Source organism: Mesorhizobium sp. LEGMi-168a, from assembly GCF_058312955.1.
Genome location: NZ_JBZEGV010000037.1, coordinates 21285 through 37820 on the forward strand (window position 1 = coordinate 21285; position 16536 = coordinate 37820).

14 protein-coding genes are annotated in these 16536 nt (G+C 64.6%); 7 read left to right on the forward strand and 7 right to left on the reverse strand.

Translation table 11 applies throughout. The features are described from left to right. Window positions 1-28 precede the first annotated feature (28 nt). From AC4FWB_RS30440 to AC4FWB_RS30460, 5 genes are all read left to right on the forward strand, one after another. The gene (locus AC4FWB_RS30440) at window positions 29-1033 is read left to right on the forward strand and encodes an ABC transporter ATP-binding protein (protein WP_491029923.1); all 1005 of its coding nucleotides are present in this window, start codon (window positions 29-31) and stop codon (window positions 1031-1033) included. Next, complete coding sequence (locus tag AC4FWB_RS30445) at window positions 1030-1800, forward strand: L-iditol 2-dehydrogenase (protein ID WP_491029924.1); 771 nt, start codon at window positions 1030-1032, stop codon at window positions 1798-1800. Before AC4FWB_RS30440 ends, AC4FWB_RS30445 begins: the two co-directional genes overlap by 4 nt. Before the next feature lie 152 nt (window positions 1801-1952). Next, the gene (locus AC4FWB_RS30450; protein ID WP_491029925.1) at window positions 1953-3431 is read left to right on the forward strand and encodes a mannitol dehydrogenase family protein; all 1479 of its coding nucleotides are present in this window, start codon (window positions 1953-1955) and stop codon (window positions 3429-3431) included. Between the two features lie 20 nt (window positions 3432-3451). Further along, a complete protein-coding gene (locus tag AC4FWB_RS30455; protein ID WP_491029926.1) occupies window positions 3452-4135 on the forward strand; it encodes an HAD family hydrolase in 684 nt (227 codons plus the stop codon). Next, the gene (locus tag AC4FWB_RS30460; RefSeq protein ID WP_491029950.1) at window positions 4129-5715 is read left to right on the forward strand and encodes an FGGY-family carbohydrate kinase; all 1587 of its coding nucleotides are present in this window, start codon (window positions 4129-4131) and stop codon (window positions 5713-5715) included. Before AC4FWB_RS30455 ends, AC4FWB_RS30460 begins: the two co-directional genes overlap by 7 nt. A 15-nt stretch (window positions 5716-5730) precedes the next feature. Here AC4FWB_RS30460 and AC4FWB_RS30465 read toward each other — a convergent pair whose 3' ends face one another. The 6 genes from AC4FWB_RS30465 to AC4FWB_RS30490 form a co-directional block, all read right to left on the reverse strand. Continuing rightward, window positions 5731-6819: an ABC transporter ATP-binding protein gene (locus tag AC4FWB_RS30465; protein WP_491029927.1), complete on the reverse strand. Its 1089-nt coding sequence runs from the start codon at window positions 6817-6819 to the stop codon at window positions 5731-5733. Between the two features lie 3 nt (window positions 6820-6822). Further along, complete coding sequence (locus tag AC4FWB_RS30470) at window positions 6823-7869, reverse strand: NAD(P)-dependent alcohol dehydrogenase (protein WP_491029951.1); 1047 nt, start codon at window positions 7867-7869, stop codon at window positions 6823-6825. Between the two features lie 14 nt (window positions 7870-7883). Continuing rightward, entirely contained in the window at window positions 7884-8696 is an 813-nt protein-coding gene (locus AC4FWB_RS30475; protein WP_491029928.1) for a carbohydrate ABC transporter permease, read from the reverse strand. An 11-nt stretch (window positions 8697-8707) separates the two neighbouring features. After that, window positions 8708-9574 (reverse strand): carbohydrate ABC transporter permease, encoded by an 867-nt coding sequence (locus AC4FWB_RS30480; RefSeq protein WP_491029929.1) that lies wholly within the window; start codon window positions 9572-9574, stop codon window positions 8708-8710. 186 nt (window positions 9575-9760) lie between these two features. Beyond that, a complete protein-coding gene (locus AC4FWB_RS30485) occupies window positions 9761-11035 on the reverse strand; it encodes an ABC transporter substrate-binding protein (RefSeq protein ID WP_491029930.1) in 1275 nt (424 codons plus the stop codon). Between the two features lie 231 nt (window positions 11036-11266). Continuing rightward, complete coding sequence (locus AC4FWB_RS30490) at window positions 11267-12184, reverse strand: AraC family transcriptional regulator (RefSeq protein ID WP_491029931.1); 918 nt, start codon at window positions 12182-12184, stop codon at window positions 11267-11269. A 246-nt stretch (window positions 12185-12430) separates the two neighbouring features. Between AC4FWB_RS30490 and AC4FWB_RS30495 the strand changes: the two genes are divergently transcribed. Further along, on the forward strand, window positions 12431-13834 hold the full coding sequence (locus AC4FWB_RS30495; protein WP_491029932.1) for an MATE family efflux transporter: 1404 nt from the start codon (window positions 12431-12433) through the stop codon (window positions 13832-13834). 44 nt (window positions 13835-13878) lie between these two features. Here the strand turns inward: AC4FWB_RS30495 and speB are convergent, their stop codons facing one another. Continuing rightward, window positions 13879-14934, reverse strand: coding sequence for an agmatinase (speB, locus tag AC4FWB_RS30500; protein ID WP_491029933.1), 1056 nt, complete (start codon window positions 14932-14934; stop codon window positions 13879-13881). A gap of 189 nt (window positions 14935-15123) precedes the next feature. Between speB and pncB the strand changes: the two genes are divergently transcribed. Next, complete coding sequence (pncB, locus tag AC4FWB_RS30505) at window positions 15124-16428, forward strand: nicotinate phosphoribosyltransferase (RefSeq protein ID WP_491029934.1); 1305 nt, start codon at window positions 15124-15126, stop codon at window positions 16426-16428. Window positions 16429-16536: the final 108 nt, after the last annotated feature.

Here is a 16536-nt window from a genome sequence, read left to right on the forward strand (position 1 = left end):
GGCGGACGAAATCCCCCGGGAGGAAACCATGGGAAACATCACCCTCAAGAACGTCTCCAAGTCCTTCGGGTCGACGACGATCATTCCGAACATCGACCTCAATATCGAGGACGGCGAGTTCGTCGTGTTCGTCGGTCCGTCGGGTTGCGGCAAGTCCACGCTGCTCAGGCTGATCGCCGGCCTCGAGGACACCAGCGGCGGCACCATCAGCATCGACGGCCGCGACGTCACCCAGGAAGCGCCGGCCAAGCGCAAGCTTGCCATGGTCTTCCAGTCCTACGCGCTTTACCCGCACATGACGGTCGCCAAGAACATCGCCTTCCCGCTGAAGATGGCTGGCGAGGACCAGGCGACCATCGACAAGAAGGTGAAGGACGCCGCGCGTGTGCTGAACCTCACCAACTATCTCGAGCGTCGTCCGGGCCAGCTCTCCGGCGGCCAGCGCCAGCGCGTCGCCATCGGCCGCGCCATCGTGCGCCAGCCTTCGGCCTTCCTGTTCGACGAGCCGCTGTCGAACCTCGACGCAGCGCTTCGCGGCACAATGCGCCTGGAGATCAGCGAGCTGCATCATCAGCTGAAGACGACGATGGTCTACGTCACCCACGACCAGGTCGAGGCCATGACCATGGCCGACAAGATCGTCGTGCTCAACGCCGGCAACATCGAGCAGGTCGGCTCGCCGATGGAGCTCTACAAGACGCCGCGCAACCTCTTCGTCGCCGGCTTCATCGGCTCGCCCAAGATGAACCTCATCGAGGGCGCGCCGGCCGACAAATACGGCGCCAAGACCATCGGCATCCGGCCCGAGCACATCAACATCTCGACCACGGCCGGCGACTGGAAGGCGACGGTGGGCGTTGCCGAGCATCTCGGTTCCGACACCTTCCTGCATGTCCAGACGGATGGCATCGGCACGATCAACGTGCGCGCCGACGGCGAGGTCGCCGTGAAGCATGGTGACACCGTCTATCTGACGCCCGACAAGACCAAGCTCCATCGCTTCGGCGCTGACGGCAAGGCGCTGGCGCAGTGAGGCTGAAAGGCAAATCGGCGCTGATCACTGGATCGGCGCGCGGCATCGGCAGGGCCTTCGCCGAAGCCTATGCGCGCGAAGGCGCCACGGTGGCGATCGCCGACATCAACCTCGAAGCGGCGGAAGCGACCGCGAAGGCGGTCGGTCCGGCCGCCCATGCGGTCAAGCTCGACGTCACCGACCAGTCCTCGATCGAGGCTGCCGTGAAAGCGGTCGAGGCGAAGGCCGGCGGCTTGGACATATTGATCAACAATGCCGCCCTTTTCGACCTTGCGCCGATCGTCGAGATCAGCCGGGCGAGTTACGACAAGCTGTTCTCCGTCAATGTCGCCGGCACGCTGTTCATGCTGCAGGCGGCAGCCCGCTCGATGATCGCGCGCGGGAAGGGCGGCAGGATCATCAACATGGCGAGCCAGGCCGGGCGCCGCGGCGAGCCGCTGGTCGCGGTCTATTGCGCCACCAAGGCCGCCGTCATTTCGCTGACCCAGTCGGCCGGGCTCGACCTGATCAAGCACCGCATCAACGTCAACGCCATCGCGCCGGGCGTCGTCGACGGCGAGCATTGGGATCACGTCGATTCGCTGTTCGCCAAATATGAGAACCGGCCGAAGGGCGAGAAGAAGCGCCTGGTCGGCGAGAGCGTGCCTTACGGCCGCATGGGCCGGGCGGAAGACCTGACCGGCATGGCGGTTTTCCTCGCCAGCGACGAGGCCGAATACATTGTCGCCCAGACCTACAATGTCGATGGCGGCCAATGGATGAGTTGAGGGGGAAGGCGCGTCTCCCTTCCTCCGGGGGCATGCGCCGAGGGGCAGGTGAGGGGCGGCACGGAACGACCGGCGCCGTCCCTCACCGCTCTCCCTGGGGGCGGGAAAAGACGGAATTGTCGGGCCGCGTATCGGCCAAAGGGTAAAAGCAGATGACCGTGAAACTCTCTTCCTCGAACCTCGCAAAGCTCCCCGCCAAGGTTTCCGGCCCGAAATACGACCGCTCCTCTTTGAAAGCCGGCATCGTGCATTTCGGCGTCGGCAATTTCCACCGCTCGCACCAGGCCGTCTATCTCGACGACCTGTTCAATTCCGGGCTCGGCCATGACTGGGCGCTGATCGGCGCCGGCGTGTTCGAGGGCGAGAAGGCCGGCCGCGCCAGGCTCGAGCAGCAGGACTGGCTGACCACCGTGGTCGAGCAGGATTCTGGCCATATGAGCGCCCGCGTCACCGGCGCCATGATCGATTTCCTGATGCCCGGCGATGCTGGGGCGATCATCGAGCAGCTCGCCGACCCGGCGATCAAGATCGTCTCGCTGACCATCACCGAAGGCGGCTATTTCATCGATCCGGCCTCGGGCAAGTTCAACCCGACCCATCCCGACATTGTTGCCGACGCGCAGGCTGGCGCCGCCCCGAAGACCGTCTTCGGCATCATCCTTGCCGGGCTGGTCCGCCGGCGCGCCGACGGTATCGTGCCGTTCACCGTCATGTCCTGCGACAACATCCCCCACAACGGCCACGTCACCTCCGACGGCGTCATCGGCCTTGCCCGGCTGATCGACGAGGATCTGGCCGACTGGGTGAGGGACAATGTCGCTTTTCCGAACGGCATGGTCGACCGCATCACGCCCGCCACCACCGACCGCGAGCGCGGCATCCTGGCAAGCGATTTCGAGCTTGAGGACAACTGGCCGGTCTTTTGCGAGCCGTTCAAGCAATGGGTGCTGGAGGATCATTTCACGGCCGGCCGGCCGCCGCTGGAAAAGGCCGGCGTCCAGTTCGTCAAGGATGTCTCGCCTTACGAGCTGATGAAGATCCGTATCCTCAATGGCGGTCACGCCACCATCGCTTATCCGGCCGGCCTGATGGACATCCATTTCGTCCACGAGGCGATGCAGGAGCCGCTGGTGCGCGGCTTCCTTGCCAAGCTCGAGCGCGACGAGATCATCCCGACCGTACCGCCGGTGCCGGACACGGTGCTGGAGGACTACTACCAGCTTATCGAGCGCCGCTTCTCCAATCCGAAGATCGGCGACACCATCCGCAGGCTCTGCCTCGACGGCTCCAACCGGCAGCCGAAATTCATCATCCCGACCATTGCCGACCGGCTGAAGGCGGGCAAGGGCGTCGCCGGCTTGGCGCTGGAATCCGCGCTCTGGTGCCGCTACTGCTTCGGCACCACCGACAGTGGCGCCGTCATCGAGCCGAACGATCCGAGCTGGGACCGCATGCAGGCGACCGCGAAAGCGGCAAAGGACAAGCCTGGCGCCTGGCTTGCCATGGACGACATCTATGGCGACGTCGGCCGCTCGCCGGTTTTCGCGCAGGCCTTTGCCCATGCGCTCGATGTGCTGTGGGCGAATGGCACGCGCGAAACCCTGACGCGCTATCTCGCCGGTCAGCTCTGAAGCCGCTGGATTCAACCGCAATGACGCCCGAACTGGTCATCTTCGACTGTGACGGCGTTCTGGTCGACAGCGAGGCGCTCTCGGTCTCGGCGCTGCTCGGCATGATCGAGCTTGCCGGCGGCACCGTCAGCGAGGACGCCGCCTACGAGCACTTCCTCGGCAAGAGCATGAAGAGCGTGCGCGAGATTCTCGGCCGCGATTTCGGGCTCGAGATCAGCGACCAGCATCTCACCGCCATGCGCGTCGAGCTGATGCGCAGGTTCCGCGAGGAATTGAAGCCGATCCCCGGCATCAAGGAGGTTTTGCCGAGGCTCGGCCTGCCCTGTTGCGTCGCTTCTTCCGGCACGCTGGAGCGCATCCGCTACGCGCTCGAGGTCACTGGCCTGCTGGGCTTGCTGGAGCCCAACCTCTTCAGCGCCGCCATGGTGACGCGCGGCAAGCCGGCGCCGGACCTCTTCCTCCATGCCGCCGCCACCATGCGGGCCAAACCGCGCAAATGCCTGGTCATCGAGGACAGCCCGGCCGGCATCGCCGCGGCGCGGGCGGCGGGCATGCGCGTCTTCGCCTTCACCGGCGGCTCGCACGCGAACAACCCCGCCTTGAAGGCGCGGCTTGCGTCGACCGAACCGGACTTTATATTCGCTGACATGCTGCAATTGCCCGATCTGATTGCAGGCCTGGGAGCGAGAGTAGAAGCATCTTGACGAGTTTCGTTTGCGCGGTCGATGTCGGCACCGGGAGCGCTCGCGCGGGCATTCTCGACTCGAAGGGCAATCTGCTCGGCCGCGCCGAGCGGCCGATCGCCATGCATCGGCCCAGGCCCGATCACGCCGAGCATGATTCGGAAAATATCTGGTCGGCCGTCTGCGCCGCCGTGCGTGCCGCGCGCGAGAAAGCTGGCGTCGCCGCTTCGGATATCGTCGGCATTTCTTTCGATGCCACCTGCTCGCTTGTGGTGCGCGACAGGCAGGCCGGCCAACTCAGCGTCTCGGTCACCGGCGAGAGGCGCTGGGACACCATCGTCTGGCTCGACCACCGCGCCATCGCCGAAGCCGACGAATGCACCAGAAGCGGCCACGCCGTGCTCGACTATATCGGCGGCGTGATGTCGCCGGAAATGGAAACGCCGAAGCTGATGTGGCTGAAGCGCAACTTGCCCGGGACGTGGAACGAAGCCGGCTATCTGTTCGACCTTGCCGATTTCCTGACTTGGAAGGCGACCGGCTCGCTCGCCCGCTCGCAATGCACGCTGACCGCCAAATGGACCTATCTCGCGCATGAGAAAACGAGCTGGCGGCGCGATTTCTTCGAGCTCGTCGGTCTCGGCGATCTCTTCGAGCACGGCAATCTTCCGGAAAAGGCGAGCCCCGTCGGCGCCGATATAGGCCCGCTGACGGCGGATGCGGCTGCCGATCTGGGCCTGACCGAGAAATGCCGCGTCGGCGCAGGCGTCATTGACGCCTATGCCGGCGCGCTGGGCGTTCTCGGCGGCTTTGCCGGCGACGAGACGGACATCAGCCGGCATCTGGCGCTGATTGCCGGCACCTCGTCCTGCGTCATGGCGATGTCGCAGGATCCGCAGCCTTTCGCCGGCGTCTGGGGCCCATACTATGGCGCGGCGCTGCCGAAGCTGTGGCTGTCGGAAGGCGGCCAGTCGGCGACCGGCGCGCTGCTCGACCACATCATCCGCTGGCATGGCGCCGGCGGCGAGCCCGATGCGGCGATGCATGCGAAAATCGCCAAGCGCGTCGCCGAACTGCGCGCCGTCGAGGGCGATGCGCTGGCGGCACGGCTGCATGTCCTGCCGGATTTCCACGGCAACCGTTCGCCGCTCGCCGATCCGCACGCGGTCGGCGTCGTCAGCGGGCTGACGCTGGACTCCTCCTTCGACAGCCTGTGCAAGCTCTACTGGCGCACCGCCGTCGGCATCGCGCTTGGGGTGCGTCATGTGCTGGAGGCGCTGAACGAGAACGGTTATCTCATCGACACGCTGCACGTCACCGGCGGCCACACCAAGAACCCGCTGTTGATGGAGCTCTATGCCGACGCCACCGGCTGCACCGTCATCGAGCCGCTGGCCGACGAGGCGGTGCTGCTCGGCACCGGCATGGTGGCGGCGACCGCCGCCGGGCTCTACCCCGACCTCAACGCGGCCTGCGTCGCCATGCAGCAAGGCGGCAAGACGCGGCCTTCGAACCCTGCCGCCAGCGCCCGCTTCGATCGCGATTACCGCATCTTCCTCGAGATGCACCGCCAGCGGCAGGCGCTCGACGCGATCGACTAGACTTGCCTTCCTGCGCTATTGCTTGCGCAGCGACATGCCCGTGGTCGCGTCGAACAGGTGGATGCTTTCCTCGTCGAACGTGTAGCGGACGGGCGCGCGCGGGTCCGGGCATTCGCGAGCCGGCACCAGCGCGCTGATTTCCTTGCCGCCGGAGCCGAACGTCACCAGCGCGTCATTGCCGTGGAACTCGATGAGGTCGGCGGTGCCCAGCAGCAGGTTGCTGCCAGTATCGGCGCCTGCCGTCTTCAGGTCCGGAGGCCGGACGCCGAGCACGGCGCGGTCGCCATGCTGCAGATGGAATTCCCGGCCTTCGAGCGAAAGCACCGTCCCGGCGCCGTTCAGCGTCCACCCGTTTCCGGCCCGACCGATCGTCACCTCGATGAAATTCATGTTCGGCGTGCCGATGAAGCCGGCCACGAACATATTGCCCGGACGGCGATAGATCTCCGCCGGCGAACCGATCTGCTCGATCACGCCGTCCTTCAGGAGCACGATCCGGTCTGCGAGCGTCATCGCCTCGAGCTGGTCGTGCGTGACATAGACGGTTGTGGTCTTCAGCGCCTGGTGCAGCCGCGCGATCTCGACTCGCATATGGTTGCGCAGCTTGGCGTCGAGGTTGGACAGCGGCTCGTCGAACAGGAACACCTTCGGCGTCTTGATCATGGCGCGCGCGATCGCAACGCGCTGCTGCTGGCCGCCGGAAAGCTCGGTCGGCTTGCGGCCGAGATAGGGCTCGAGGCCGAGCGTTTTGGACACGGCCTCGACCCGTTTCTTGATCTCGGCCGCCGGCACCCTCTGCCGCCTCAGCCCGAAGGCGATGTTGCCGAAGATCGTCATATGCGGATAGAGCGCGTAGTTCTGGAACACCATGGCGATGCCGCGGTCGCCGGGGTCGAGATCGTTCACCACCTTGCCGCCGATCGACACCTCGCCGCCGCTGATGTCCTCCAGCCCGGCCAGCATCCTGAGCAGAGTGGACTTGCCGCAGCCGGACGGGCCGAGGAACACGACGAATTCGTGCTCCTCGATCGAAAGGTTGAGATCGCGGATGACGGTCGTGGCGCCATAGGCCTTGTCGACATGGGAGCAGGTGATCGCGGACATGAGTCACCCCTTCTCGCCGGTGAGCAGGATCTGCAGCTTGACGTCTTGCGGGTTGCCTGCAGCCGCCCGCTCGAAAGCCTTGATGCTGTCTCGAAAATCATAGGTCCCGGTGATCAGCGGCTTGAGATCGACCTTGCCGGAAGCGATCAGCTGCAGGGCGCGGTCGAAGATGTTGGCGTAGCGGAACACGGTTTCGATGCGCACCTCTTTCGAGATCGCCGCCGGCACGTCGAGGCTGACCGGCTCGACAGGCAGCCCGACCAGCACCACGGCGCCGCCCGGCCGCACCACGTCGAACAGATCGGCGAAAGCCTTCGGGCTGCCGCTCGCCTCGAAGACGATGTCGGCGCCCCAATTGCCGGTCGCGGCCGCGACGGCTTCGACCAGCGACTGCTCGCCGATATTGACCGGCACGACGCCTGGATACTGGGCGGCGATCTTCAACTTCGGCGCGGAGAAGTCTGAGATCAGGACTTTGGAGCAACCGCCGGCCAGAGCCGCGAGCGCGATCATGATGCCGATCGGCCCGCAGCCGACGACGACGGCGACGTCGCCGGGAACGATCCGCGCGCGCGTTGCCGCCTGCATGCCGATGGCGAAGGGTTCGACCATCGCGCCTTCGGCAAAGCTGACATTGTCCGGCAGCTTGTAGGTGAACGCCGCCGGATGCACCGCTTGAGGAGCAAGCACGCCGTGCACCGGCGGCGTTGCCCAGAATGTGACGTCGGGATCGACATTGTAGATGCCGAGCTTTGTCGCCCGCGAGGAGAGGTTCGGCACGCCCGGCTCCATGCAGACGCGGTCGCCGACCTTCAACGCGGTCACGTTGGCGCCGGTCTCGACAACCGTTCCCGAGGCTTCGTGGCCGAGCACCATCGGAGCGCGCACGATATAGCTGCCGATGGCGCCGTGCGTGTAATAGTGCACGTCACTGCCGCAGACGCCGACGGTATGGATGGCGATCCTGACGTCGTCCGGCCCGACGTCGAGCGGCAACGCGATCTCGCGCAGCGACAGTTCGCCTTTTTTCTCAAGCACCAGTGCCCGCATCGGGTATCCTCGCATCAACTTTTCTTTTGCCGGAAAACGGAATTCAGGAAGCCGCTTAAGATCCCGAGGAACAGCAGCGGCGGCAGCGACAAGAGCACGACCGAGGCGTTGAGGATCCCCCAGGGCACGTTCATGCCTTGCTGCGAGAGCTCCGAGGCGACGATCGGCAGCGTCTTGGCGTTGGAGCTCGACAGCATCAGCGCGATCAGGAACTCGTTCCAGACCAGCACGAAGCTGAAGGCAATGGCGCCGGCGAGCGAGCGCGCCGCGACGGGAAGCGCGATCCGCCAGAACACCGAATAGGCGCCGTAGCCGTCGACGAAGGCCGCTTCCTCGACCTCCTTCGGCACGGCCTGGAAGGCCGGGATCGCCAGCCACATGATCACCGAGATGGTGAGCAGGGAATAGGTGACGATCAGCGCCGGCAAAGTGTCGTAGAGGCCGATCTGCAGCCAGATCACCATCAGCGGGATGGCGACCGCCACCGGCGGCAGGAAGCGCAGCGAAAGCACGAAGAACTGGATGTCGCCGGCGAAGCGATTGGGATAGCGCGCCACCGCGTAGGCCGCCGGCAGGCCGAACGCGACGCCGATCAGCACGGCCGCGCCGCAAGCGACGACCGAGTTGTAGAGCCCGGTCAGCACGCTGTCGCGGCCGAGGATGTAGCCGATGTTGGCGAGCGTCGGCGAAAACACCAGCCGCGGCACGCGCGTGATGATGTCGACATTGTTCTTCAGCGCGTTGAGCGCCGTCCAGACCAGCGGGAACACCGCCAGGAACCCGGCCAGCGCCAGGATGGCCTTGGCGATCAGGCGGCCCAATCTCATCCGATATCGCCTCATGCCTGCACCCGCTTCCAAAGCATGGTGAAGGTGATGACCGTCGCGATCATCATCAGCACCGCCATGGCCGAAGCGTAGGAGACCTTGCCGGATTCGATGAAGCCTTGCGAGAAGGCATACATGTCGAGCGTCTCGGTCGCGACGCCCGGCCCGCCGCGCGTCATCACATAGATCAGGTCGAAGGAGCGCAGCGATTCGATCATCTTGACGAACATCAGGCTGATCAGCGGCGCTTTCAGCATCGGCAAGGTCACATAGGCGTGGATCTGCCAGCGCTTGGCGTGGTCGAGCCGCGCCGCCTCGATCGGTTGCGGCGGCAAGGTCTCCAAGAGCTTCAGCACGATCACCGCGAAGAACAGCCCCCATTGCCAGACGTCGACCGAGGCGACGGCGAATAGCGCCGTCGACGCCTTGGACAGCGGGTCGAAGATCAGCCCGCCGGTGATCAGCCGGTACGGGTAGGTGGCGATGCCGTAGAGCGGGTGGTAGGCAAACTTCCACACGAAGGCGGCCGAGACGCGCGGAAGAAGCACCGGGATGATGAACAGCAGGCAATAGACATTGCGCAGGCGCGGCGACGCGACCTCGAACATCAGCACGCCGAGCCCGATCGCCACCACCATCGTCGCCACGACGGTGACGATCTCCCACTTCACCGACACCCAGACGGCGTTGAGGAAGCGGCGGTCGAGAAACAAATCGGCGAAGTTCGACAACCAGACCCAGGAATAGTTAGCCGAGCTCAGCTCGCGATTCTGCAGGGCGATCACGATGGCGTAGAGCGTCGGCACCATCGACAGCACTAAAAGAATAGCGAGCGTCGGAACGAGAAATGTGACCGGCAGAAAAGAGCGTCGGCGCATTGCCTATCCTCGGGTATCAGAGCAATTCCAGGAAAAGTGTGACACGGTTAGGCTCGGCGCCTTCGCCGTAGCCTTCCGCCCGGAATTGCGTAAAAACAAAGAGATAGTACCGCTGGTGAGGACCCGCGGCGCACGGGTCCCGGCATTCCGACGAATGCCGCGAACCGCGCGCCACGGGCGGGAGGATTACTTCTTCTTCACCAGCTCGTCGGCATAGGCCTCGAGCTCGCTGAGGCCGCCCTTGATGTCGGTGCGCGTGCCGGTGACCAGCTCCTCGAGGATGATGCCCCAGCGGTCGCCGAGATCGGGCCAACGCGGATCCTGCCAGAAGTTCACCGCCGTGACCTTGCCGGTATCGGCCAGCGCCTGGCCGAGATCGGCGCCGTAGATGTCGGCGAATTCCTTGCTGGACAGGATGCTGGTGCGGTTGAGCTCGCCGAACTGATGCGCGTCGAGCCGGCGCTTCTCGTTCTCCTTCGACGTCGCCCAGGCGATGAACAGGCCGGCGCATTTCTTCGAGGCGTCGTCCGCATTGGCCTTGGTGCCGATGGCGAGCCCATGGCCGTAGCCGCCGCCGGGCAGCGGCGAGGGTGGCGGCAGGAAGCCGACCTTGCCGACCACCTGCGAGGTCTTGGGATCGACCGCCATGCCCGACAGCGGCGTCGATTCGACGAGGATGGCGACCTGGCCGGAGAGGAAGGCGCCGGTCGATTCATCCCAGCTGCCGGTCTGCGTGCCAGGCGCCGAATCCTTGAACAGCTTGAGATAGGTTTCCGTCGCCTTCACGGCCGCGTCCGAATTGAAAGCCGGCTTGTCGCCGTCGAACCATTTGCCGCCATAGGCCTTGAAGAAGGGCATCCAGCGCCAGACATTGGCGCCCGAGCCGCGCGCGCCGCGCAGCGCAATGCCGTACATGCCCTTGACGGGGTCGTTCAGCTTCGCCACGTCGGCGATCAGCTCGTCCAGCGTCTTCGGTGGCTGGATGCCGGCGGCCTCCAGCACGTCCTTGCGATAGACCATCAGGTCGCCGCCGCCGGTCAGCGGCGCGAACCAGACCTTGCCGTCATAGGTGGCGACCTTCTGGCGGCCGGGATCGAAATCGGCGAAGTCGTATTCAGCCGGGTAATAATCGGTCAGCGGCGCGATCCAACCCGAGGAGGCGAACAGCGCCACATTGGCCTCGTCGACATAGTAGACGTTGTAGTTGCCGACGGTGGAGGCGTCGGCGCGCGACTTGGCGCGGCGATCGTTCTCGTTGAGGTAGTCGATCTGGAACGAGGCGCCGGAGAGTTTTTTGAACTCGTCCTTGGAATCTTCCAGAAGCGTCAGGCCGTCGCGCGGCTGCGCCAGCACCTTGACCGGCGCCGAGCAGACCGGCGCCTGCGCAAGTGCTGCGGTTGAAACGGAAGCGGTAAGCACGAAAGCTGCGCCGAGGCTGGCAGCGAGCCGATTTGATTTCATTGATTTTTCTCCTCCAGGAACACTCGCAAGAAGCGGAGGTCCGCGGGCTAGGCGATCCTCACCGTCGCCCGGATGACCTGCCACCCGTCGCCAAAATGAGGAGTTGGAAGGAGCGAGACTAGAAGCCCCGTTGCAGCAGACCTGTACTTTTATGCATTGTGCGACGCAAAAAATGATGCGGGCAAAGCTTGCTCGTCACACGAGTATCAGGAGAGCCGGTTCTCGATCCGATCAGGTCCGCATCGTCAGCCGTCGCCGCGACAGCTTGCGATAGGATGACGGGGTCATCTTGTGCTTGCGCAGGAAGGCGCGGTTGAAGTTCGAGATGTTCATGTAGCCGACCTGGAAACAGATATCGGTGATCGGGATCTCTGTATCGGCGAGCAGCTTGCAGGCCTGCCAGAGCCTGAGCTTCGCAAGGTGGTCGCTGAAAGAGTTGCCGGTATTCTTCTGAAAGAAACGCGAGAACGTGCTTTCGCTCATGCCGGCCAATGCCGCCACTTCCGGCAGCTTCAGGTCCTCGGCGAAATGCTGGAATAGATAGGTCAGCGAACGCTGGATGATGTCCAGCGACGCCGCGTCGAGAAGCGGGGAAAAGTCCGGCGACGACAAGAGCTCGTATTCGTCGGTGGTGGCCAGCAGGTCCAGCAGTTCGAGGAACATGCGGAACCTTGCTAACCCATGCACCTCGCCCATTGTTTCCATCAGCTCGGCGCCGTCGAGCGCCGTCTGGCCATGGAAAACCATGCCGCGCAGCGAGCGCTCCAGGAACGGCTCCAGCTCGCGCAGTTCCGGCAGCAGCCCGGCCGAGCCGCGCAGCCGCTCCGGATCGAACTGCAGGACGATATCGCGGCCCTCGATCAGCTCGCCCGGCTGTACCGCAGTCACCCAGTCATGCGGCAGGCCGCCGCCGACGATCGTCAGATAGCCCGGCCCGAACTCGCCGATATGGTCGCCCACCAGCACCACGCCGGAGGATTTTCTGAGCAGATGGATCTCGTATTCCGGGTGAAAATTCCAGACATTGCGCTCCCACGGATAGTCGTCCAGCCGCCACAGAAAACTGTCGCTCGCTTCGGTGACGATATGCTCGAAGGCGGGCACCGTTCGCGGGATCGCGGCCGTGTTCTTTCTGCGCCTGAACGGCATCCATTCCTCCCGACGTGGTTCGCCGGCTCCGTGTCTTCGGACATTCCGTAGCAGCCCTCGCCCGGCAAGTGAACGTGGACGCCGGTGGCCGAGGCTTTCTGCTGGATCAATGACTGGCCGCCCCTCCTCCCTTGCCAATATGTCGCATTTCGTTCAATAGACGGCGCAAACGGCGCGAAGTTTTCGCCGTTTTGCATGCGGCTTCCGGGATTGATCCCGACGCGCCGCGATCTGAAAGAGCGGAACATGTCTGCGATCGAAGCCGGCGCTCGCGCGCCGGAAAATCTTTGGCGTCAGGAAATCAGGGCGACGCTGGCGCTCGCCTGGCCGATGGTGCTGACCAATCTCGGCCAGACCGCCATGACCGCTACCGACGTCATGATGATGGGCCGGCTGGGACCCGACACGCTGGCCGCCGGCGCGCTCGGCTCCAATCTCTATTTCATGCCGCTGATCTTCGGGCTCGGCCTGATGCTGGCCACCTCGCCGATGATGGCGACGGAACTTGGCCGCCGCCGCCATTCGATGCGCGACCTGCGCCGCACCGTGCGCCAGGGCCTGTGGCTCGCGGTTCTTATCTCCATCCCGATCTGGCTCTTCCTCTGGCACGGCGAAGAGGTGCTTTTGGCAATGGGCCAGAAGCCGGAGCTCGCGCATCAGGCCGGCATCTACCTGCACTGGCTGCAATGGGCGGTGCTGCCCTTCTATGGCTATATCGTGCTGCGCTCGTTTATCTCGGCGCTGGAGCGGCCGGGCTGGGCGCTGATCATCGTGTTCGTGGCGGTGGCCTGCAACGCCTTCTTCAACTGGGTGTTCATGTTCGGCAATCTCGGCATTCGCGCCATGGGCATTGCCGGCTCGGGCCTTGCCACCTCGCTATCGAGCACCCTGATGTTCGCCGGCATGGCCGCCGTGGTGTTGCTTGAGAAAAAATTCCGCCGTTATCGCCTGTTCGGCCGCTTCTGGCGTTCCGACTGGCCGCGTTTTCGCGGGCTGCTGAGGCTCGGCCTGCCGATCGCCGGCATCCTCGCCTTCGAGGTGACGATCTTCAACGCGGCGGCGCTGCTGATGGGCCTGATCGACGCGGATTCGCTGGCCGCCCATGCCATCGCCATCCAGATCGCCTCGATCTCTTTCATGGTGCCGCTCGGCCTCAACCAGGCGGTCACTGTCCGTGTCGGTCTCGCCCATGGCGCCGGCAATCCCGAAGGCGTTTCCCGCGCCGGCTGGACGGCCTTTGTCATCGGCGTCTCGTTCATGGCGCTGATGGGGCTGGTGATGATCCTCTGGCCGCATCTCTTGATCAGCGCCTTCATCGACCTTGCCGACCCTGCCAACGCCAGGGTGATCGGGCTTGCCGTGTCGTTCCTGGTGTTTGCGGCGCTGTTCCAGATATTCGACGGCGCGCAGGCGGTGGCCGCCGGCATGCTGCGCGGCCTGCACGACACCAAGGTGCCGATGATCTATGCCGCGGTCGGCTATTGGGGCGTCGGCCTGCCGCTCGGCGTGCTGCTCGCCTTCCATTTCGGCCTCCACGGCGTCGGCATCTGGATCGGCCTGGCGTCGGGCCTGGCCGTGGTGGCGGCGCTTCTGCTCGCGCGCTGGCTGCGGCGCGACCGCATCGCGCCGGCGCTGTCCTTCAGCCATTAAAAGATGGCCGCCGGGCTCCAGCGCGGCGGCCGTTTCGGGCTGCGTCAGCCCTTCTTGAGCGCCGGGCTGAACACCATCAGGCTCAGGATCTCGAACAGCACCTGCGCGCCGACATGGGCGGTGTTGGTGGTCGCGTCGTACTGGGGCGCCACCTCGACGACATCGCCGCCGACGATGTTGAGGCCCTTGAGACCGCGCAGCAGCTCGAGCACCTCGCGCGTCGTCAGCCCGCCGACCTCCGGCGTGCCGGTGCCCGGCGCGAAGGCCGGATCGATGCTGTCGACGTCGAAGGAAATGTAGGTCGGGCCGTCGCCGACGATTTTTCGCGCCTTCTCGATGATGGCGGGCATGCCTAGCCCGGTCACCTCCTCGGCATGCACCACCGTCATGCCGGACTCGTAGGTGAATTCCCAAAGATACTCGGCCGAGCCGCGGATACCGATCTGAATCGTGCGAGTGGGATCGAGCACGCCGTCCAGCACCGCGTTGCGGAACGGGCCGCCATGGTGGAACTTGGTCATGTCGAACAGGCCGCTGGTATCGCAATGGGCGTCGATATGGATCAAGCCGACCGGCGCCTCTTTGCCGACCGCCTTCAGGATCGGGTGGCTGATCGAGTGGTCGCCGCCGACCGACAGAGGAATGACGCCGGCGTCGACGATCTGGTTGGTGCGGCGCTCGATGTCTTCGTGGCTGATCTCCAGCCGGTAGCGGCTGCGGAACGGCGTGTCGCCGATGTCGGCGACGCGAAGCTCATGCGTCGGCGCGCATTCCAGCACATGGTTGTAGGGGCCGATGCGCTCGATGGCGCGCAGCGCCCGCGGCCCAAAGCGCGCGCCCGGCCGGTTGGTGACGCCAAGGTCCATCGGCACGCCGATCATCGCCACCTGCAGGTCGCCGAAATCCGGATTGTCGGCGGCGACTTGCCGGTAGGGCGCGGCGAGGAAGGTCGGGATGCCGGAATAGGGGGCCAGCCGCGTGCCGCTTTTCGAAAAGATCTTGTCGGCGACCTTGCGGAACTTCGGATCGAACATCTCGCCGCCATGGCTCTCGCCATATTTGCGGCGCAACGCTTCGAGCTTGCCGCGATCGTAACCCATATCTGGATCCTCCTATCGTATCCGCTAGAGTGTCCGGTAGCCCATGCCAAAAATCAATCGCGTTCGGGCGACGCCGCTTGCCGCAGACTGGCTCTTTTTGTCGGGCCAGTTGCGAAGCGGGCAGAACTTTAGAAAATTCGATGCTAAGAGGCTTTCTCCGGTGGCGAGCAGCGAAGGCGGCAGCAGGACATGGCAAAGACGGATATAGCGCGGCGCGTCTACAACCACACCTGGAAGCTCGACCCGATAGTCCGCAGCCTGCTGGACACCGACTTCTACAAGCTTTTGATGCTGCAGATGATCTGGGGCATGTATCCCAAGGTCGACGCCACCTTCACGCTGATCAACCGCACCACCTCGGTGCGCCTTGCCGACGAGATCGACGAAGGGGAACTGCGCGAGCAGCTCGACCACGCGCGCACGCTTCGCTTCTCCAAGAAGGAGATGATCTGGCTGGGCGGCAACACTTTCTATGGACGCAAGCAGATCTTCGAGCCGGAATTCCTGGCCTGGCTGGAGGATTTCCGGCTGCCCGAATACGAACTTTCCAGGCGCGACGGCCAGTTCGAGCTCTCCTTCAGCGGCCCCTGGATGTACACGACGCTCTGGGAGATCCCGGCCTTAGCCATCATCAACGAATTGCGCTCGCGCGCCGCCCTGCGCTCCTTCGGCCCGTTCGCGCTCGACGTGCTCTATGCCCGCGCCAAGGCCAAGATGTGGGACAAGACCGAACGGCTGAAGGCCTTGCCCGGCATCCGCATCTCCGACTTCGGCACGCGCCGCCGCCACTCGTTCCTCTGGCAGCGCTGGTGCGTCGAAGCGCTGAAGGAAGGCATCGGCGACGCCTTCACCGGCACCTCCAACGTGCTTTTGGCCATGGACAACGACCTCGAGGCGCTCGGCACCAACGCGCATGAATTGCCGATGGTGTTTGCCGCGCTCGCCAATTCCGAAAAGGAATTGCGGGAGGCGCCCTATAAGGTGCTGCAGGACTGGCAGCGCTACTATGGCGGCAATCTGTTGATCGTGCTGCCCGACACCTTCGGCACGGCTGCGTTCCTGCGCGATGCGCCGGACTGGATCGCCGACTGGACCGGCTTTCGCCCCGACAGCGCGCCGCCGATCGAAGGCGGCGAGAAGATCCTCTCCTGGTGGCGCGAGAAGGGCAGGGACCCGAAGCAGAAGCTGCTCATCTTCTCCGACGGGCTCGAGGTCGAGACCATCGAGGAGACCTATCGTCACTTCAAGGGCAAGGTGCGCATGTCGTTCGGCTGGGGCACCAACCTCACCAACGATTTCGAAGGCTGCGCGCCGACCGAAACCAAGAGCCTCGACGCCATCTCGCTCGTCTGCAAGATCAGCGAGGCCAATGGAAGGCCGGCGGTGAAGCTCTCCGACAACCCGGCCAAGGCGACCGGGGATGAGAAGGAGATCAAACGGTATCTCAAGATCTTTGGCGAGAAGGATCGGGTGAGGCAGCTGGTGAAGGTGTGAGGATCGCCGCCAAGCTCGACATCGCCACGCGGAACAGCAGAGTTGGATAGGCTGAGTTCCTTCGCGCCCCCCTCTGTCCTGCCGGACATCTCCCCCACAAGGGGGGAG